Source organism: Streptomyces sp. LUP47B, assembly GCF_001746295.1.
GTDB lineage: Bacteria > Actinomycetota > Actinomycetes > Streptomycetales > Streptomycetaceae > Streptomyces.
Map to the genome: position 1 here is coordinate 15727 of NZ_MJAH01000024.1, position 15220 is coordinate 30946.

At 71.9% G+C, this 15220-nt stretch carries 9 protein-coding genes; 6 read left to right on the top strand and 3 right to left on the bottom strand.

The genetic code is table 11. The features are described from left to right. Nucleotides 1-168: 168 nt before the first annotated feature. The 4 genes from BFN33_RS44105 (at nt 169) to moeZ (ending at nt 4531) form a co-directional block, all read left to right on the top strand. Entirely contained in the window at nt 169-1404 is a 1236-nt protein-coding gene (locus BFN33_RS44105; protein WP_256123038.1) for a hypothetical protein, read from the top strand. 191 nt (nt 1405-1595) lie between these two features. Then, nucleotides 1596-2555, top strand: a complete 960-nt coding sequence (locus BFN33_RS44110) for an NAD(P)-dependent oxidoreductase (RefSeq protein ID WP_069765861.1) — start codon at nt 1596-1598, stop codon at nt 2553-2555. Beyond that, entirely contained in the window at nt 2543-3289 is a 747-nt protein-coding gene (locus tag BFN33_RS44115; protein ID WP_069765862.1) for a spherulation-specific family 4 protein, read from the top strand. The genes BFN33_RS44110 and BFN33_RS44115 overlap by 13 nt, the downstream gene beginning before the upstream one ends. Before the next feature lie 63 nt (nt 3290-3352). Continuing rightward, entirely contained in the window at nt 3353-4531 is a 1179-nt protein-coding gene (moeZ, locus tag BFN33_RS44120) for an adenylyltransferase/sulfurtransferase MoeZ (protein WP_069765863.1), read from the top strand. 53 nt (nt 4532-4584) lie between these two features. Here moeZ and BFN33_RS44125 read toward each other — a convergent pair whose 3' ends face one another. The 3 genes from BFN33_RS44125 to BFN33_RS44135 form a co-directional block, all read right to left on the bottom strand. Then, entirely contained in the window at nt 4585-6132 is a 1548-nt protein-coding gene (locus tag BFN33_RS44125; protein ID WP_069765864.1) for an alpha/beta hydrolase, read from the bottom strand. 141 nt (nt 6133-6273) lie between these two features. Further along, nucleotides 6274-7818 carry an alpha/beta hydrolase gene (locus BFN33_RS44130; RefSeq protein WP_069765865.1) on the bottom strand — a complete coding sequence of 515 codons (1545 nt, stop codon included), beginning with the start codon at nt 7816-7818 and terminating at the stop codon, nt 6274-6276. An 82-nt stretch (nt 7819-7900) separates the two neighbouring features. After that, entirely contained in the window at nt 7901-10609 is a 2709-nt protein-coding gene (locus tag BFN33_RS44135; RefSeq protein WP_069765866.1) for a lysylphosphatidylglycerol synthase transmembrane domain-containing protein, read from the bottom strand. Between the two features lie 186 nt (nt 10610-10795). On the opposite strand from BFN33_RS44135, the gene BFN33_RS44140 reads away from it, so the two are divergent. After that, the gene (locus BFN33_RS44140; RefSeq protein WP_069765867.1) at nt 10796-11182 is read left to right on the top strand and encodes an MGMT family protein; all 387 of its coding nucleotides are present in this window, start codon (nt 10796-10798) and stop codon (nt 11180-11182) included. Between the two features lie 362 nt (nt 11183-11544). Further along, a complete protein-coding gene (locus tag BFN33_RS44145) occupies nt 11545-15159 on the top strand; it encodes a UvrD-helicase domain-containing protein (protein WP_069765868.1) in 3615 nt (1204 codons plus the stop codon). Nucleotides 15160-15220: the final 61 nt, after the last annotated feature.

The following is a 15220-nucleotide window of genomic DNA, read 5'->3' on the forward strand; positions in this document are numbered from 1 at the left end:
GGAGCGTCGGGTACTTCGGAGCTGCGAGCCATGAAGAGCCGAGATAAACCAGACGAGTTCGGAGGATCCGAGGAGTCCGGAGGGGCCGGAAGGTCTGAGGCGGGCGTCGCCCACACACTCACCGGCGAAGCTTCCGGGGGCGCCGCCGCGCGCACCTCTGAGTCCCCCATGGCCCCCGGAGATACCGGCGCGCACGCCCCGGCGTTGTCGGGAGACACGGACGCGCACATTTCGGAGGGCGCGGACCCATTGGCACCCGCCCCCCGCGCGCCCGAGGTCTCCACCGGCCGCAAGGCCGCCACCCCAGGCCCCACCCGCCGTTCCCCCGCCGACCCGGTGAAGGCCCTGATGCACCGTCACCGGGAGCTGTGCGAACGGGCCGTGGACCCCCTGGAGATCGCCGCAGGTCTCGAAGCCCACGGCGTCACCGACCGCACTGCCGCCCGCTTCCGGCACCGGGACGTCTTCTCCCTCGCCGAGGAGATGTACGCCCGCGTCCCGAGGGACGGCGAGACGCCCCCGCCCCCCACGGCGGAGCAAGCAACCAAGGCTCGTGCCGACTGGGCCCTGCTCACCCTCCTCCCCGGCGCCCTGTGCGCGGCCACGGTGGCCGGCGTCCGCCTCACCGACGGCCAGTCCCGCCTGGTCGCCGCCCTGGTGGGCTTCCTGGCCGTGTCCCTGGCCATGCGTGCGGCCCTGTCCCGCGGCCCCCTCGGCATCCCCGACCGCGCACCCACCACCGGCACCTCCACCTGGACGTACTGGCTCCTCGCCTACGCGGCCCTGGGTGACGGTCTCCTGACGGCGGCCGTGACCGGCGGTCCCGACGCCCTGCCCACGGGCGCCGCCGACGCCCCCTGGCCCATGGCCACGGCTCCCGTGCTCGCCCTGGCCCTGTCCTGCGCTCCGGCAGCCTGGTCCGCCCACCTCTTCGCGGCGGGCGCCCGCCGCAAACTGACAGTCAGTCGAGGACTGGAGGACTTCGCGGCCTCCGTACGCCCCCTGCTGCTCGGCACGTTCGCCCTGTACCTGTGCGCCCTGACGGCTCTCTCCGCCTTGTCCGGCGCAGCCCTGGACGAACCCTCCGCCCACCCACAGGTCATCGCCCTGGGCGCCCTCCTCTTTCTAGCCCGCCTCCTCACCGTCCACGGCTTCACCCACGCCCCCGCGGTGGTGCTCACCGCCGCTACGACAGCCCAGGCGACGGCCCTGGCCGCGGCCTTCGCCTCCCGGCTACCGGGCTGCGGCTTCCTGACCGCTCCGGTGGACGCCCTCGTGGACCTCTGGGGCGCGGGCGGCATCCAGACCCTTTCCTGCGGGCTCGGCGCCCTGGCCCTGCTGATCCACGGGTTCCGCAAGCTGACGAGGGCCTCGGCCCACGCCCAGGCGGAGGACCCGTGCTGACCCGGCCCCGAGCGACCCACCCGCCGTAGGCGCGGCCACCCGCCCGCCGTGGGCGCAACCGCCCCGCTGAACCCTCACAGGCCGCCGCAGGCACCCCGGCCCCAAGCCGGTGGCAACTCGCAAGCCCCTCCCGAAGGAGAACCCGCAATGACCACCTCCCGACCTGCCCCCAAGGCCCCGGGAGCAGCCCGATGAGAGTCCTGCTGATCGGAGCCAACGGCTACCTCGGCCGCTTCGTCGCCGACCGCCTGCTCGCCGACCCCGCCGTCCAGCTCACCGCGCTCGGCCGCGGTGACGACGCCGACGTCCGCTTCGACCTCGCGTCGGGCAGCCCGGGCGCCCTCACCCGCTTCCTCGACGCGGTCCACCCGGGCGTCGTCGTCAACTGCGCCGGCGCCACCCGCGGCGGTGCCCGCGAACTCACCCGCCACAACACGGTCGCGGTCGCCACCGTCTGTGAGGCCCTGCGGCGCAGCCGCTGTGGTGCCCGGCTCGTGCAGATCGGCTGCGGCGCGGAGTACGGCCCCAGCCAGCCCGGCTCCTCCACGGCCGAGGACGCCGTCCCCCGCCCCGGCGGTCCGTACGGCGTCAGCAAACTCGCCGCCACCGAACTGGTCCTGGGGTCCGGCCTGGACGCGGTCGTCCTGCGGGTCTTCTCACCGGCGGGTCCCGGCACTCCCGCGGGCTCCCCGCTCGGCCGTCTCGCCGAGGCCATGCGCCGCGCCATGCAGTCCGGCGACGGCGAACTGAAACTCGCCGGCCTCGGCGCCCAGCGCGACTTCATCGACGTCCGCGATGTGGCCCGCGCCGTCCACGCGGCCTCGCTCTCCGCCGCACAGGGTGTCATCAACATCGGCTCGGGCCGTGCCGTCCGCCTCCGCGACGCCGCCGCCATCCTGGCCCGGGTCGCCGGATACGGCGGCGCCCTCCATGAACTCGACGGTCCTCCCGGCCAGCTCAGGGCGACCATCGGGCATCCCCGCTCCGAGTCGGACCACGCGGGACCCGTCGCGTACCCGTACCCCGACGGCTGCGGCAGCTGGCAGCAGGCCGACGTGCGCACCGCACGCGACCGGCTCGGCTGGCGCCCCCGGATCAACCTCGAAGAGTCCCTCGCCGACATCTGGATGGAGGCGGCATGCCGCATCTGACCAGCACGGAGACAAGCACGCCGAGCACCGACCTGCGCGCCGGCCTCGGTGCCCCCGGCTTCGCCCACCCCTTGGTCGCCCCCGCCGAATGGGCCGAACTCACCCGCCCCGGCACCCCACTGCACTGGGCCGTCCTCAACGTCGCCGACGGACCCGGTGCCCGCCCCGACCCGCACTGCCTCGAAGCGGCCGGCCGACTGCGCAACGCGGGCGTCCGCGTCCTCGGTCACCTCGACACCTCCGGAGTCCGCACCTACGGCGAACTGGTCCCCGAGGCGCACCGCTACGTCGACTGGTACCAGGTCGACGGCTTCCTCCTGGACCACTGCCCGGCCGAACACGCCGCGCTCCCCGAAGTCCGCCGCACCGTCACCGCGCTCCGCGCGCTCCGTGACGATGCCCACATCGTCCTCGGCCACGGCACCCACCCGCACCCCGGTTACGTCGAGACCGCCGACCAGCTGGTCACCTTCTCCGGCCCCTGGAGCGACTACCGCTGGTCGCAGGTGGCCGAGTGGACCGCCGACTACCCGCCCGCCCGCTTCTGCCACCTCGTCCACGGAGTGCCGGGCCCGCACCTCGAGGAGGCCCTGCGGATCGCGCGCTGGCAGGGCGCCTCGACGATCTGGTTCACCGACCGCACGGACCGAGGCGGCAGAGTCGACCCCTGGGAGGCCATGCCCGGCTACTGGGACGAAATCGTCTCGCGGATCGGAACGGGTGTCTCGGAATGAAGAAGGCCATGGCAGTGTTACGGGGAGAACAACTGTAGTGATTGACCGACCAACGGAGTCCCCGTGTCGCTGCCACCCCTGGTCGAGCCCGCCTCCGAGCTCACCGTAGACGAGGTCCGCAGGTACTCCCGCCACCTGATCATCCCCGACGTCGGGATGGACGGGCAGAAGCGGCTGAAGAATGCCAAGGTGCTCTGTGTGGGCGCCGGCGGCCTGGGCTCGCCGGCGCTGATGTACCTGGCCGCGGCGGGCGTCGGCACGCTCGGCATCGTGGAGTTCGACGAGGTCGACGAGTCGAACCTGCAGCGCCAGATCATCCACAGCCAGGCCGACATCGGCCGCTCCAAGGCCGCGTCCGCGCGTGACTCGGTCCTCGGCATCAACCCGTACGTGAACGTGATCCTTCACGAGGAGCGGCTCGAGGCCGACAACGTGATGGACATCTTCAGTCAGTACGACCTGATCGTCGACGGAACCGACAACTTCGCGACCCGGTACCTGGTCAACGACGCGTGCGTGCTGCTGAACAAGCCGTACGTCTGGGGCTCGATCTACCGTTTCGACGGCCAGGCCTCCGTCTTCTGGTCCGAGCACGGTCCCTGCTACCGCTGCCTCTACCCGGAGCCCCCGCCCCCCGGCATGGTCCCCTCCTGCGCCGAGGGCGGCGTCCTGGGCGTGCTGTGCGCGTCCATCGGCTCCATCCAGGTCACCGAGGCGATCAAGGTCCTCACGGGCATCGGCGATCCGCTCGTCGGCCGCCTGATGATCTACGACGCCCTCGAGATGCAGTACCGCCAGGTCAAGGTCCGCAAGGACCCGAACTGCGCGGTCTGCGGCGAGAACCCGACCGTCACCGAGCTCATCGACTACGAGGCCTTCTGCGGCGTCGTCTCCGAGGAGGCCCAGGAGGCGGCCGCCGGCTCGACGATCACTCCGAAGCAGCTCAAGGAGTGGATCGACGACGGCGAGAACATCGAGATCATCGACGTCCGTGAGATCAACGAGTACGAGATCGTCTCGATCCCGGGCGCGAAGCTGATCCCGAAGAACGAGTTCCTCATGGGCACCGCCCTGGAGGGTCTTCCGCAGGACAAGAAGATCGTCCTGCACTGCAAGACGGGTGTCCGCAGTGCGGAAGTCCTCGCGGTGCTGAAGTCCGCGGGCTTCTCCGACGCCGTGCACGTCGGTGGCGGCGTGATCGGCTGGGTCAACCAGATCGAGCCGGACAAGCCGGTCTACTAGGCCCACGTTTTCCCGGAAGGGGCTCGGCACCAGGTGTGCCGGGCCCCTTTCCGCTACTCGTGCCGGCCGCAGACCTTGCCGTCCTTCGGCACCGTGCCCTTCAGCAGATACGTGTTCACCGCGGAGTTCACACAGTCGCTCCCGTTCCCGTACGCCCCGTGTCCCTCGCCCTTCCAGGTGAGCTCCACGCCGACGCCCTTGCCCAACTCGTCCGCCATCCTGCGGGCCCCTTCGTAGGGGGTCGCCGGGTCGCCCGTGTTGCCGATCACCAGCACCGGTGCCGCACCGGGCGCGCTCACCTCCGGGGTCTCGTACTGTCCGGGCACCGGCCAGTCGTGGCACCAGCCGGCCGCGTCCCAGCCGAGGAAGGGGCCGAACACGGGCGAGATCCGCTCGAACTCGGGCAGCAGCTTCTTCGTCGCCGCGAGCGTGGGCCGCTGCTTGTCGTCCAAGCACGATATGACCCGTTGTGACTGCGTCACCATGCCGTAACGCCCCGAGGGATCCCGCTCGTTGTAACCGTCGGCGAGCGCCAGCAGTTCGGAGCCGTCCCCCTGCTCGGCCGTATCGAGGGCGCTGGTCAGCGAGGGCCAGCTGTCCTGGCGGTACAACGGCCAGACGATGCCGGTGAACGCCAGCACCTGGGTCAGCTTCCGCCCGGAATACGTGTCCAGCGGTTTCGCGTCGATCCGCTCCAGCAGGTCCGCGATCTTCCGGGTGCCCCGCGCGGGGTCCTGGCCGGTGGATTCGAGGTAGTTGTCGAGGGCGCGCTGGAAGCCCCGGGCCTGGTTCTTGCGGTGGTCGACCAGGTCGGCGGTCGGATCGACGACCGCGTCGAGCACCAGCCGCCCCACCTTCTCGGGGAACAGGTGGGCATAGACGCCGCCGAGTTGGGTGCCGTAGGAGATGCCGAAGTAGTGCACCTCGGTGTCGCCGAGGACCTGGCGCATCAGGTCCATGTCCCGCGCGGTGTCGGTGGTCGAGACGTGCGCCAGCAGCCCGCCCACGCCCTTCTCGCAGCCCTGGGCGAAGTCGGAGGCGTCCCGGAGGTACGCCCGTTCCTCGGCAGGGGTGTCCGGGGTGGGGTCCACGGCCTCGGCGGCCTGGGTCTCCTTGTCGCTACGGCAGCGGACGCCTTCGCTGGCGCCGACCCCGCGCGGGTCCCAGCTCACCAGGTCGTACCGCTCGCGGAGCAGGGAGACGGTGGCGGCGTACCCGGGCATTCCGGCGACGCCCGACGCGCCGGGGCCGCCGAAGTTGAACAGGAGCGAGCCGATGCGGTCGCCGCCGCGGGCCTTGGAGCGGATCAGCGCGAGGTCGATCGTCTCGCCGTCGGGCTTCGACCAGTCGAGCGGCACCTTCAATGTCGCGCATTGCCAGTCTCTGCCGGGCGGGGAGGAGTCCGCGGTGGCCTTGCACCGCTCCCAGTCGAGCTTCTGGGAGGTCAGCGCGGCGGGCAGCGCTTTCGCGCCCGTGGTGGTGGGCCTCGCGCCGCCCGACCGCTCCACCCCCTCGCCGTCGCCGGAGGAGCCGCCGCTGCAGCCCGTCGTCAGCAGTGCGGCCGCGGCGGTCACAGCCGCCCACCGTACGAAACGCCCCATTTCCAGTCCCCCTCCCCAGCCGTCCGTGCCGAGCCACGAACGTCGGTCCGGCCATGGTATGCCGATCACCCGACACCCGTCGGGGCCTGTGGATAACTCTCTGACCAGCGATTTCACCGAGGCCGAGGTGGCTTCGTCGCGCTACGAGCAGACGGTCCCGGCCGTCGGCACCTTGCCGGTCAGCAGGTAGCCGTTCACGGCGTCCTGGACGCACTTGTTCTTGCTGTCGTACGCCCCGTGTCCCTGCCCCTTGTACGTCAGCTCGACCCCGACGCCCGCTCCGAGCGCCTGCACCATCTTGCGCGCGCCCTCGTACGGGGTCGCCGGGTCCCCGGTGTTGCCGACGACCAGGATCGGCGCCGATCCGGTGGCGCTGACGTCGGGATGGTCGGCGGCGCCCGCCACGGGCCAGTCGGTGCAGCTGACCATCGACCAGGCCAGGAAGTCGCCGAACAGAGGGGACGCGGCGCGGAACTCGGGCAGCTTCCGCTCGACGTCTGCGGAGGTGTACCTAGCCTTGTCGTCGGCGCAGTTGATGGAGATGTTGGCCGCGGCGAGGTTGCTGTACTCGCCGTTCTCGCTGCGCCCGTTCAACGAGTCGGACAGCAGCATCAGGGTGCTGCCGTCGCCGTCGTACGCCTGCTCCAGGCCCTCGGTGAGGTACTCCCAGAAGTCCTTCGAGTACAGCGCCTGGGCGATGCCGTTGGTCGCGGCGGTCTGGGTCAGCACCCGCTGCCCGATGCCGGGGATCGGCTTGCTGTCGAGGTCGGCCAGCAGTTTGGCGATGCGGTTCCTGACGTCCTGCGCGGTGTCGCCGACGGGGCAGTCCGTGGGCTGCGAGGTGCAGTCCTCGGCGAAGTTGTCGAGCGCGAGCTGGAAGCCCTCGGCTTGTCCGAGAGAACCCTGCTCGCTGTTCTGCGTGGGGTCGACGACCGCGTCGAAGACCGCGCGCCCCACGTGCTTCGGGAAGAGATGGGCGTAGACACCGCCGAGTTCGGTGCCGTACGAGATGCCGAAGTAGTGCAGCTTGTCGTCGCCGAGGACCTGGCGCATCAGGTCCATGTCGCGGGCCGCGTCGGTCGTGCGCACATGCGACAGCGTCTTCCCGGAGTTCTCCTCGCAGGCCGCGTTGAACTCCTTGGTGTTGTTCAGGAGCGCGGCGCGCTCCGCCGAGTCGTCAGGGGTCCAGTCCTGCTCGAAGTACACGTCGAGCTGGGGGTCGTTCAGGCACTCCACCGGGGCGCTGCGGCCGACCCCGCGGGGGTCGAAGCTCACCAGGTCGTAGCGGGTGCGCAGTTTCGCGTAGTCCGTGCCGAAGGCGGGCAGCGTGGTGACGCCCGAGCCGCCGGGACCACCGAAGTTGAAGACGAGCGAGCCGATGCGCTTGTCCTCGGCGCCACTGGCCTTCGCCCGGATCAGGGCGAGGCCGATCGTGTCGCCCTTCGGCTTCGCCCAGTCGAGGGGAGCCTTGAGGGTGGCGCACTGCCACTCGTCGTCACCCGGCAGCGGTGAAGGGGCCTCACCGCCGCCCTCGGCCTGGGAGGGTGCCGGGCAGTCCTTCCAGCTCAACTTCTGGGCCGACAGGTCCTCGTCCTGGGAGTCGTCGCCGCAGCCCGCCAGCACGGAGGTCAGCAGAAGGGCCGTGGCGGTCAGGGCGGCGACGCGCAGGTGAGGGGGGTTCGGCATGATCCCATCCTGCGGTCGCGCGCGTGGGCGCGCTCGGGGCGCGAGCCGTACGAGGTACGTGCCGCGGTTCGGGCGGCACGCACTACAGCGCGCCCTTCCGGGACAGCTGGTTGAAGGCCAGCCAGCCCGGCAGCACCGGCAGCCACAGCGTCAGGAGACGGAACAGCAGGACGGCCGGGGCGGCGACCTCCTTGGGGAGTCCCACGGCGATCAGACCGACCGTCAAAGTGGCCTCCACGGCGCCCACACCGCCCGGTGTCGGGGCCGCCGACCCGAGCGCGTTGCCGGCGAGGAAGACGACGGCGACGCTGGCGATGCTGAGCGACGTCCCCTCCTGGCCGAAGGCGCGGATCGAGGCGTCCAGACACATCACGAAGCACGCCGTCAGCAGCAGCATGCCGCCGATGCCGGTGACCAGCTTCTGCGGCCGCTGCAGCACGTCCAGCATGCGCGGCACGACACCCGCGAACAGCGACCTCACGCGCGTGACGACGAATTTCCTGAGGAACGGCACCGAGGTGACCACGAGCACGAGCACCGCCACCGTCAGCAGACCCGCGATGACCGTCCGGGACGGCGACAGCGACGGCGTCTTCTCCGTACCGGTCAGATAGCCGAAGGACAGCAGCATCAGGATGTGGCAGCCGAGCCCGAACAGCTGCGAGGCGCCGACACTCGCCACCGCGAGCCCCGGCCGCACGCCCTGGCGTTGCAGGAAGCGCGTGTTCAGTGCCACACCGCCGACCGCGGCCGGCGCGACGATCTTCACGAACGAACCGGCGACCTGGGCCGCGACCGTCCGCAGGAACCCCACCCGCTCGGGCACGAAGCCCAGCAGAGCCATGGCCGCGGCGAAGTAGCTGCACGCCGAGAACAGCACGGCGGCCGCGACCCAGCCCCACTCGGCGTTGGCGACGAGCGGCCCGAACTCGATGTGGGTGAGCTGCGTCAGCAGGAAGTACGCGCCGATGGCACCCGCGATGAAACTGATCAGCGTGCGCGGTTTCACCCGCTCCAGGCGGGCCGGTTCGACCGGTGCCTGTGGCCTGATCAGCAGCACCTGGTGGCGGATCTGCGTCAGCAGGTCCTCCTCGCGCGCCTCTTCGATGGCCTCGTCGATGGCCCGCTTCTCGGCCCGCGCTTCCGCCTTCACGGTCTTCTTGTCGGGCTTCTCGAGTACGGGTCCTGCGTCCCCCGGCGCCTCCTCCAGACGGGCCTGCTTGGCCTGATGGGACGCGTCGAGGACCGCCTCACGCTCGCGCTGGGCCCGCTCCCGCGCCAGTCTGCGCAGTGTCGCGCGCGTGGAGCGCGTCAGCGCGATGGGCTGCAGCATCGGCAGACAGTCGGCCACGGCGTCGGGGCCGAGGATGCTGACCGCCGAGGCCACCGCACGCTCCGCGCCGGCCAGCAGCCCCAGCGTCGTCACCAGCTGGGCGACGTCCATGCGCAGCAGCAGGGTGCTGGCCGCGATCTCGCCGCCACGAAGATCGGTGAGGATCACCGCACCGGAACGATCCACCAGGATCGCGTCACCCGCGAGCCTGCGGTGCGCGATACGCCGCGACTGCAGCGCCTGCACCTGACGCCAGGTGTTGCGCAGCAGCTCGTCGGTGATTTCTTCCTCGGCCAGTGACTCGAGCGTGCGTCCGCCGGTGTGTTCGTACACCAGCATCACGGCATCGGGACCGAGCTCGGAGGTGGCGATCAGCTTGGGCGCGTTGGCACCGGCCGCGATGGCCGCGTAGGCCAGCAGCGCCTCCTGCTCCAGCGCCTGTCTGAGCGACTGGAGGCTGCTGCGGGTGGCGAAGCCGCGCAGTGTGAGATTGCGCCACACGCGGTAGAAGAAGCCCTGCGCCTGCTGCTCCCGGTCGACGACCGTCACATCCAGCGGGGGGCCGTCCTCCAGGGTGACGAAGTAGCGCCGGCCGCGGTCACTGTTCTCCGCGGTCTCCGAGGCCTCCTCGCGGGCCGCGCTGACCGGGTGGAAGCCGACGGTGCTGAGGCCCGCGATCAGCGTCTGCCCGGTGGGCCGGACATTGGGCGAGCCGACCGCGTACAGCGTCCCGTAGGCGACCGTCCAGCCGATCAGAACCGTCAGGATGATCGAGAACGGTGTGGTGTAGCCGGTGACGAGCATCGAGAACGCGTCGAGCATGAGCACGATCCACAGCACCGCCCGCCAGCGCGGCCTGCGGGACATGCCGACGGCCGTCATATAGGCGATGACGGGCGCGAGATAGCCGTGGACCGGGTCGGTGAGGGCGTGGATGTCGCCGGGGGAGGGCTGGGTGAGTGCCTCCTGGATCGAGCCCGGGGCGGCCTTGGCGACCCACAGGTCGGTGGCGAGAGTCACACCGTGGGCGAGGACCGCGGCGAGCACGCCGTCGGCGATCCGCAGTCCGTCGCGCTTGATCAGCCGTTCGATCGCGAACGCGACCGGGACGAGGAGGATCGCGATGCTGGAGGCGAGACCGGCGATCTTGATGAGCAGGTCGGGTGCCTGGCCGGTGCCCTTGTTGATGTCCTGTTCGAGGCCGGAGGTGGTGCCGTGCGCGAACGCGGCGATCGCGAGCAGGACGACGACGGCCAGCACGCCGACCAGCAGTCGCATGAGGTCGGAGGGCCGGTGCACGCGCGCGGGAAGCAGCGGTTCGTCGCGCTCGACCTCGTCGGCGTGCACCTCCTCGACGCAGGCGTCGGTGCCCTTGCCGTCCGCGTCGGCGGTGTCGGGGCGCGACGAAGCGTCAGAGGTGCTCTCGGCGCCCTCCGGGTGCACACCCTGTGGCTTCATCGTCTCTTCTTGATCTCGTATCACCAGTCACCGCCCGCACGATGGTGGCATGCCCCACCGACACGCGGGGGCGTCAGGGTGCACATGCGGGGGCGCACAGTCTGCCCGAAGCGCTGTCCCTGAGCGAGGGATACGCACAGTCGCGAGCCCGTCACATTGTCGGTGGGGTGGGGCAGGATGGGGCGGATGAGCGAGCAGAGCCTTCCTCGGGATGCCCACCTGGAGTACGCGGACACGCTGCCGGAGTACGCCGAGCGGGTCCTCGACGTCGCCGAACGCATTCCGCCGGGGCGCGTCATGACGTACGGCGACGTCGCCGAGTGGCTGGAGGAGGGCGGCCCCCGTCAGGTCGGCCGGGTCATGGCCCTGTACGGCGGAGCCGTCCCGTGGTGGCGTGTCGTCCGCTCGGACGGCGTCCTGCTTCCCGGGCACGAACTGCGGGCGCTCGGCCACTACCGCGCCGAGGGCACGCCCCTGAAGGAGGCGAGCAGGGCCGCCGGGAACCATCTGCCGCGCCTCGACATGAGACGGGCGCGCTGGGACGGCGGCGATCCGGCGGAGGGTCACACCTGACAGCTTCCGCCATCCCGCGGGCCCGGGGACACCCTGAGACCCGTACGGGGGAAACAGGGCACGTCCGTGGCATGCCGTACGTTCGTGGGGTGAGGGACGTACGGGTCGCGTGGGCCGCATGGGTCGCGCGGGAAGAAGCGGAAGTCCTGCTTCCGTACTCGGCGTCGGCGTAGCGTCGGCGGCACGCGTCCCCCTCACCCCCCGTCCACCGCCCTCCACGCGCGGGGGGCCGCCCAACAGCACACCCACCAGGACCGGCGAACCACGTGAGCTCCTCTTCCTCCACCAGGCGTCTGTCGCACTCCGCGGTGCGACAGGGGACCCGTGGCGCTTACCGACTGGTCCGTACCCCGCCGGCCCGGATGGATCCCCCTCGTCTGGACGCCGCACAGCGCGCCGTGGTTGAGCACGGCAGCGGCCCTTTGCTCGTTCTTGCAGGTCCGGGTACCGGGAAGACCACCACGCTCGTCGAGTCGGTCGCCTCACGAATCGCCCGTGGAGGGGACCCCGCGCGCGTGCTCGTGCTGACGTTCAGCCGCAAGGCGGCCGTCGAGCTGCGCGACCGCATGGCGCTGCGCATAGGAGCGGCGCGCGCGCCGCAGGCGACCACCTTCCACTCGTTCTGCTACGCCCTGGTCCGCGCCCACCAGGACAGTGACCTGTTCGTGGAGCCGCTGCGGCTGCTGTCGGGACCCGAGCAGGACGTGACCGTACGCGAACTGCTCGCCGCCCAGCCCGACCTGGAGCGGCTGGGCCTCGCGCATGTGCGCTGGCCGGACGAACTGCGCGCCTGTCTGACCACCCGCGGCTTCGCCGACGAGGTTCGCGCGGTCCTCGCCCGCAGCCGTGAACTGGGCCTCGGACCGGGTGCCCTGGACGCCTTCGCCCGCCGCAGCGGCCGCCCCGACTGGCAGGCCGCCGCCGCCTTCCTCGCCGAGTACCTCGACGTCCTCGACCTCCAGGGCGTCCTCGACTACGCCGAACTCGTCCACCGCGCGGTGCTCCTCGCCCGCCGCCCCGAGGTCGCCGAGCGACTCGCCGCCCAGTACGACGCCGTGTTCGTCGACGAGTACCAGGACACCGACCCGGCCCAGGTACGGCTGCTGCAGGCGCTCGCCGGGGGTGGCCGCACCCTCGTCGCCTTCGGCGACCCCGACCAGTCGATCTACGCGTTCCGTGGCGCGGACGTCAACGGCATCCTCGACTTCCCGTACGCCTTCCCGCGCGCGGACGGCCGGACGGCCCCCGTCGAGGTCCTGCGCACCTCCCGCCGCTCCGGAGCCGCCCTGCTTGCCGCGACCCGTCTGGTGACCCAGCGCATGCCGCTGACCCGGCTGCCGGCGGAGAAGGTCCGCGCCCACCGGGAGCTCGCCCCGGTCCGGGACGGGGGACACGTTGAGGTGTACACGTACCCGACGTCCGGCACCGAACTGGACAACATCGCGGACATCCTGCGCCGGGCGCATCTGGAGGACGGCGTCCCCTGGGGCGAGATGGCGGTTCTGGTGCGCGCGGGATCCCGCACGATTCCGACGGTCCGGCGCGCTCTCACAGCGGCCGGAGTTCCCCTCGACATCGACGGCGACGACCTGGCCCTGCGACACGAACCGGCGGTGGCGCCGCTGCTGACGGCGCTGCGAGCGGTGGCCACGGCGGAGGCGGCGGAGGGTGCCGTACGGCTTGAGGAGGGCGACGCTTCCGACGAGCCGCGGTCGGTGTCCGACGAGGAGGTGGGGCAGGGCGCGGCCGAGGAGCCGCAGCAGGGCGTGGCCGAGGAGCCGGGGTCGGTGTCCGACGAGGAGCCGGGGCAGGACTTCGCCGACGAGGCGCGGCGGGGCTCGGCCGAGGAGCCGGAGCAGGGCTCGGCCGACCAGCCGCAGTCGGTGTCCCATGACGAGCCGCAGCAGGGCTCGGCCGACCAGCCGCAGTCGGTGTCCCATGACGAGCCGGAGCAGGGCTCGGCCGACCAGCCGCAGTCGGTGTCCCATGACGAGCCGCAGCAGGGCTCGGCCGAGGAGCCGTGGTCGGTGTCCGCCGACGAGCCGCAGCAGGACCCCGCCGACGAGCCGCAGCCCCCCTCGGCCCAACCGCCGTCCGACACCTCGTGGCTCGACACCGAGACCGCCCTCACCCTGCTCGCCTCCCCCCTCGCCGGTATGGACGCCGCCGACCTGCGCCGTCTCGGCCGTGCCCTGCGGGACGAGGAGCGGGCCGCGGGCAACGCCCTGCCGCCGCCCTCCGACGTGCTGCTCGCGCGGGCGCTCGCCGAGCCCGAACGCCTGGCCGTGCACGACCCCGCCTACGCGCGCGGAGCCCAGCGGCTCGGCGCGCTGCTCGCCAAGGCCCGCGAGCGCCTCGCGAACGGCGGCAGCGCCGAGGAGGCGCTGTGGGACCTGTGGGAGGGCACGCCGTGGCCCGGGCGCCTTGAGCGGGCCGCCCGGCGCGGCGGCGCCGCGGGACGCAACGCGGACCGTGATCTCGACGCCGTGTGCGCTCTGTTCGCAACCGCCGCGCGCGCGGAGGAGCGCACCGGAGGCCGCGGCGCCCTGAACTTCCTGGAGGAGATCGACGCCGAGGACATCGCCGCCGACACCCTCACCCGGCGTGCCGTACGCCCCGACGCCGTCCGCCTGATGACCGCGCACCGCTCCAAGGGGCTGGAGTGGCGCCTGGTCGTCGTCGCGGGCGTCCAGGAGGGCCTGTGGCCGGACCTGCGCCGCCGCGGCTCCCTCCTGGAGGCCGACCGCATCGGCCGCGACGGACTCGCCGAACCGCTCACCCCGGGCGCCCTGCTGGCCGAGGAGCGCCGCCTGTTCTACGTGGCCGCCACGCGTGCGCGCGAACGACTCGTGGTCACCGCGGTGAAGGCACCGGCGGACGACGGCGACCAGCCCTCCCGTTTCCTGACCGAACTCGGCGTCGAACCCAGGGACGTGACGGGCCGCCCCCGCCGCCCGCTGTCCGTCGCCGCCCTGGTCGCCGAACTCCGCGCCACCACCGTCGACCCACGCGTCTCCGACACGCTGAGGCAGGCCGCCGCCCGCAGGCTGGCACGGCTCGCCGCCCTCGCCGACGAGGACGGCCGCCCGCTCGTCCCCTCCGCCCATCCCTACCGCTGGTGGGGAATGTTCGAGCCGACCGAGTCCAAGGTGCCGCTGCGTAACCGCGACCAGCCCGTCGTGCTCTCCGGCAGCGCCCTCGACCAGCTCGCCAACACCTGCGCTCTGCAGTGGTTCCTGGGCCGCGAGGTGAAGGCCGACGCGCCCGCGACGGTCGCCCAGGGCTTCGGCAACGTCGTGCACGTCCTCGCCGACGAGGTCGCCTCCGGACACACGCCCGCCGATCTCGACGTCCTCATGGAGCGCCTCGACTCCGTGTGGAACGCGCTCGCCTTCGACGCGCCCTGGAAGTCGGCGCAGGAGAAGGAGAACGCGCGCGTGGCGCTCGAACGCTTCCTGAAGTGGCACGTCATGGACCGCACCGGCCGCACGCCGGTGGCCAGCGAGCACGACTTCGACGTCACCCTGGAGGCGGGCGAGGTCGCGGTGCGCATCCGCGGCCAGATGGACCGCGTGGAGGCCGACGGTGAAGGCCGCGCATATGTCGTCGACTTCAAGACCGGCAAGCAGCCGGTGAGTTCCGCCGAGGTCGAACGCCACCCCCAGCTCGCCGTCTACCAGCTCGCCGTCCGCGAGGGTGCCGTCGACGAGGCCTTCGACGGCATACGGCCGGAGCCGGGCGGCGCCGAACTCGTCCAGCTGCGCCAGGGCGCCCCCAAGCGGGACGGCGGCGAGACCCTCCCCAAGGTGCAGGCGCAGGAACCGCTGGAAGGGGAGTGGGTCGGAGATCTGCTCGCCACGGCGGCGGGGAAGGTCCTCGACGAACGGTTCACACCGAACGCGGGGCAGCACTGCTCCCATTGCGCCTTCCGGGCCTCGTGCAGCGCTCAACCGGAAGGACGGCAGATCGTGGAGTGAGGGGAGCACGCCGGTGTGATCAGTCGCACCACGCGTGCTGACCTGCGCTTCTTCCGGCCCG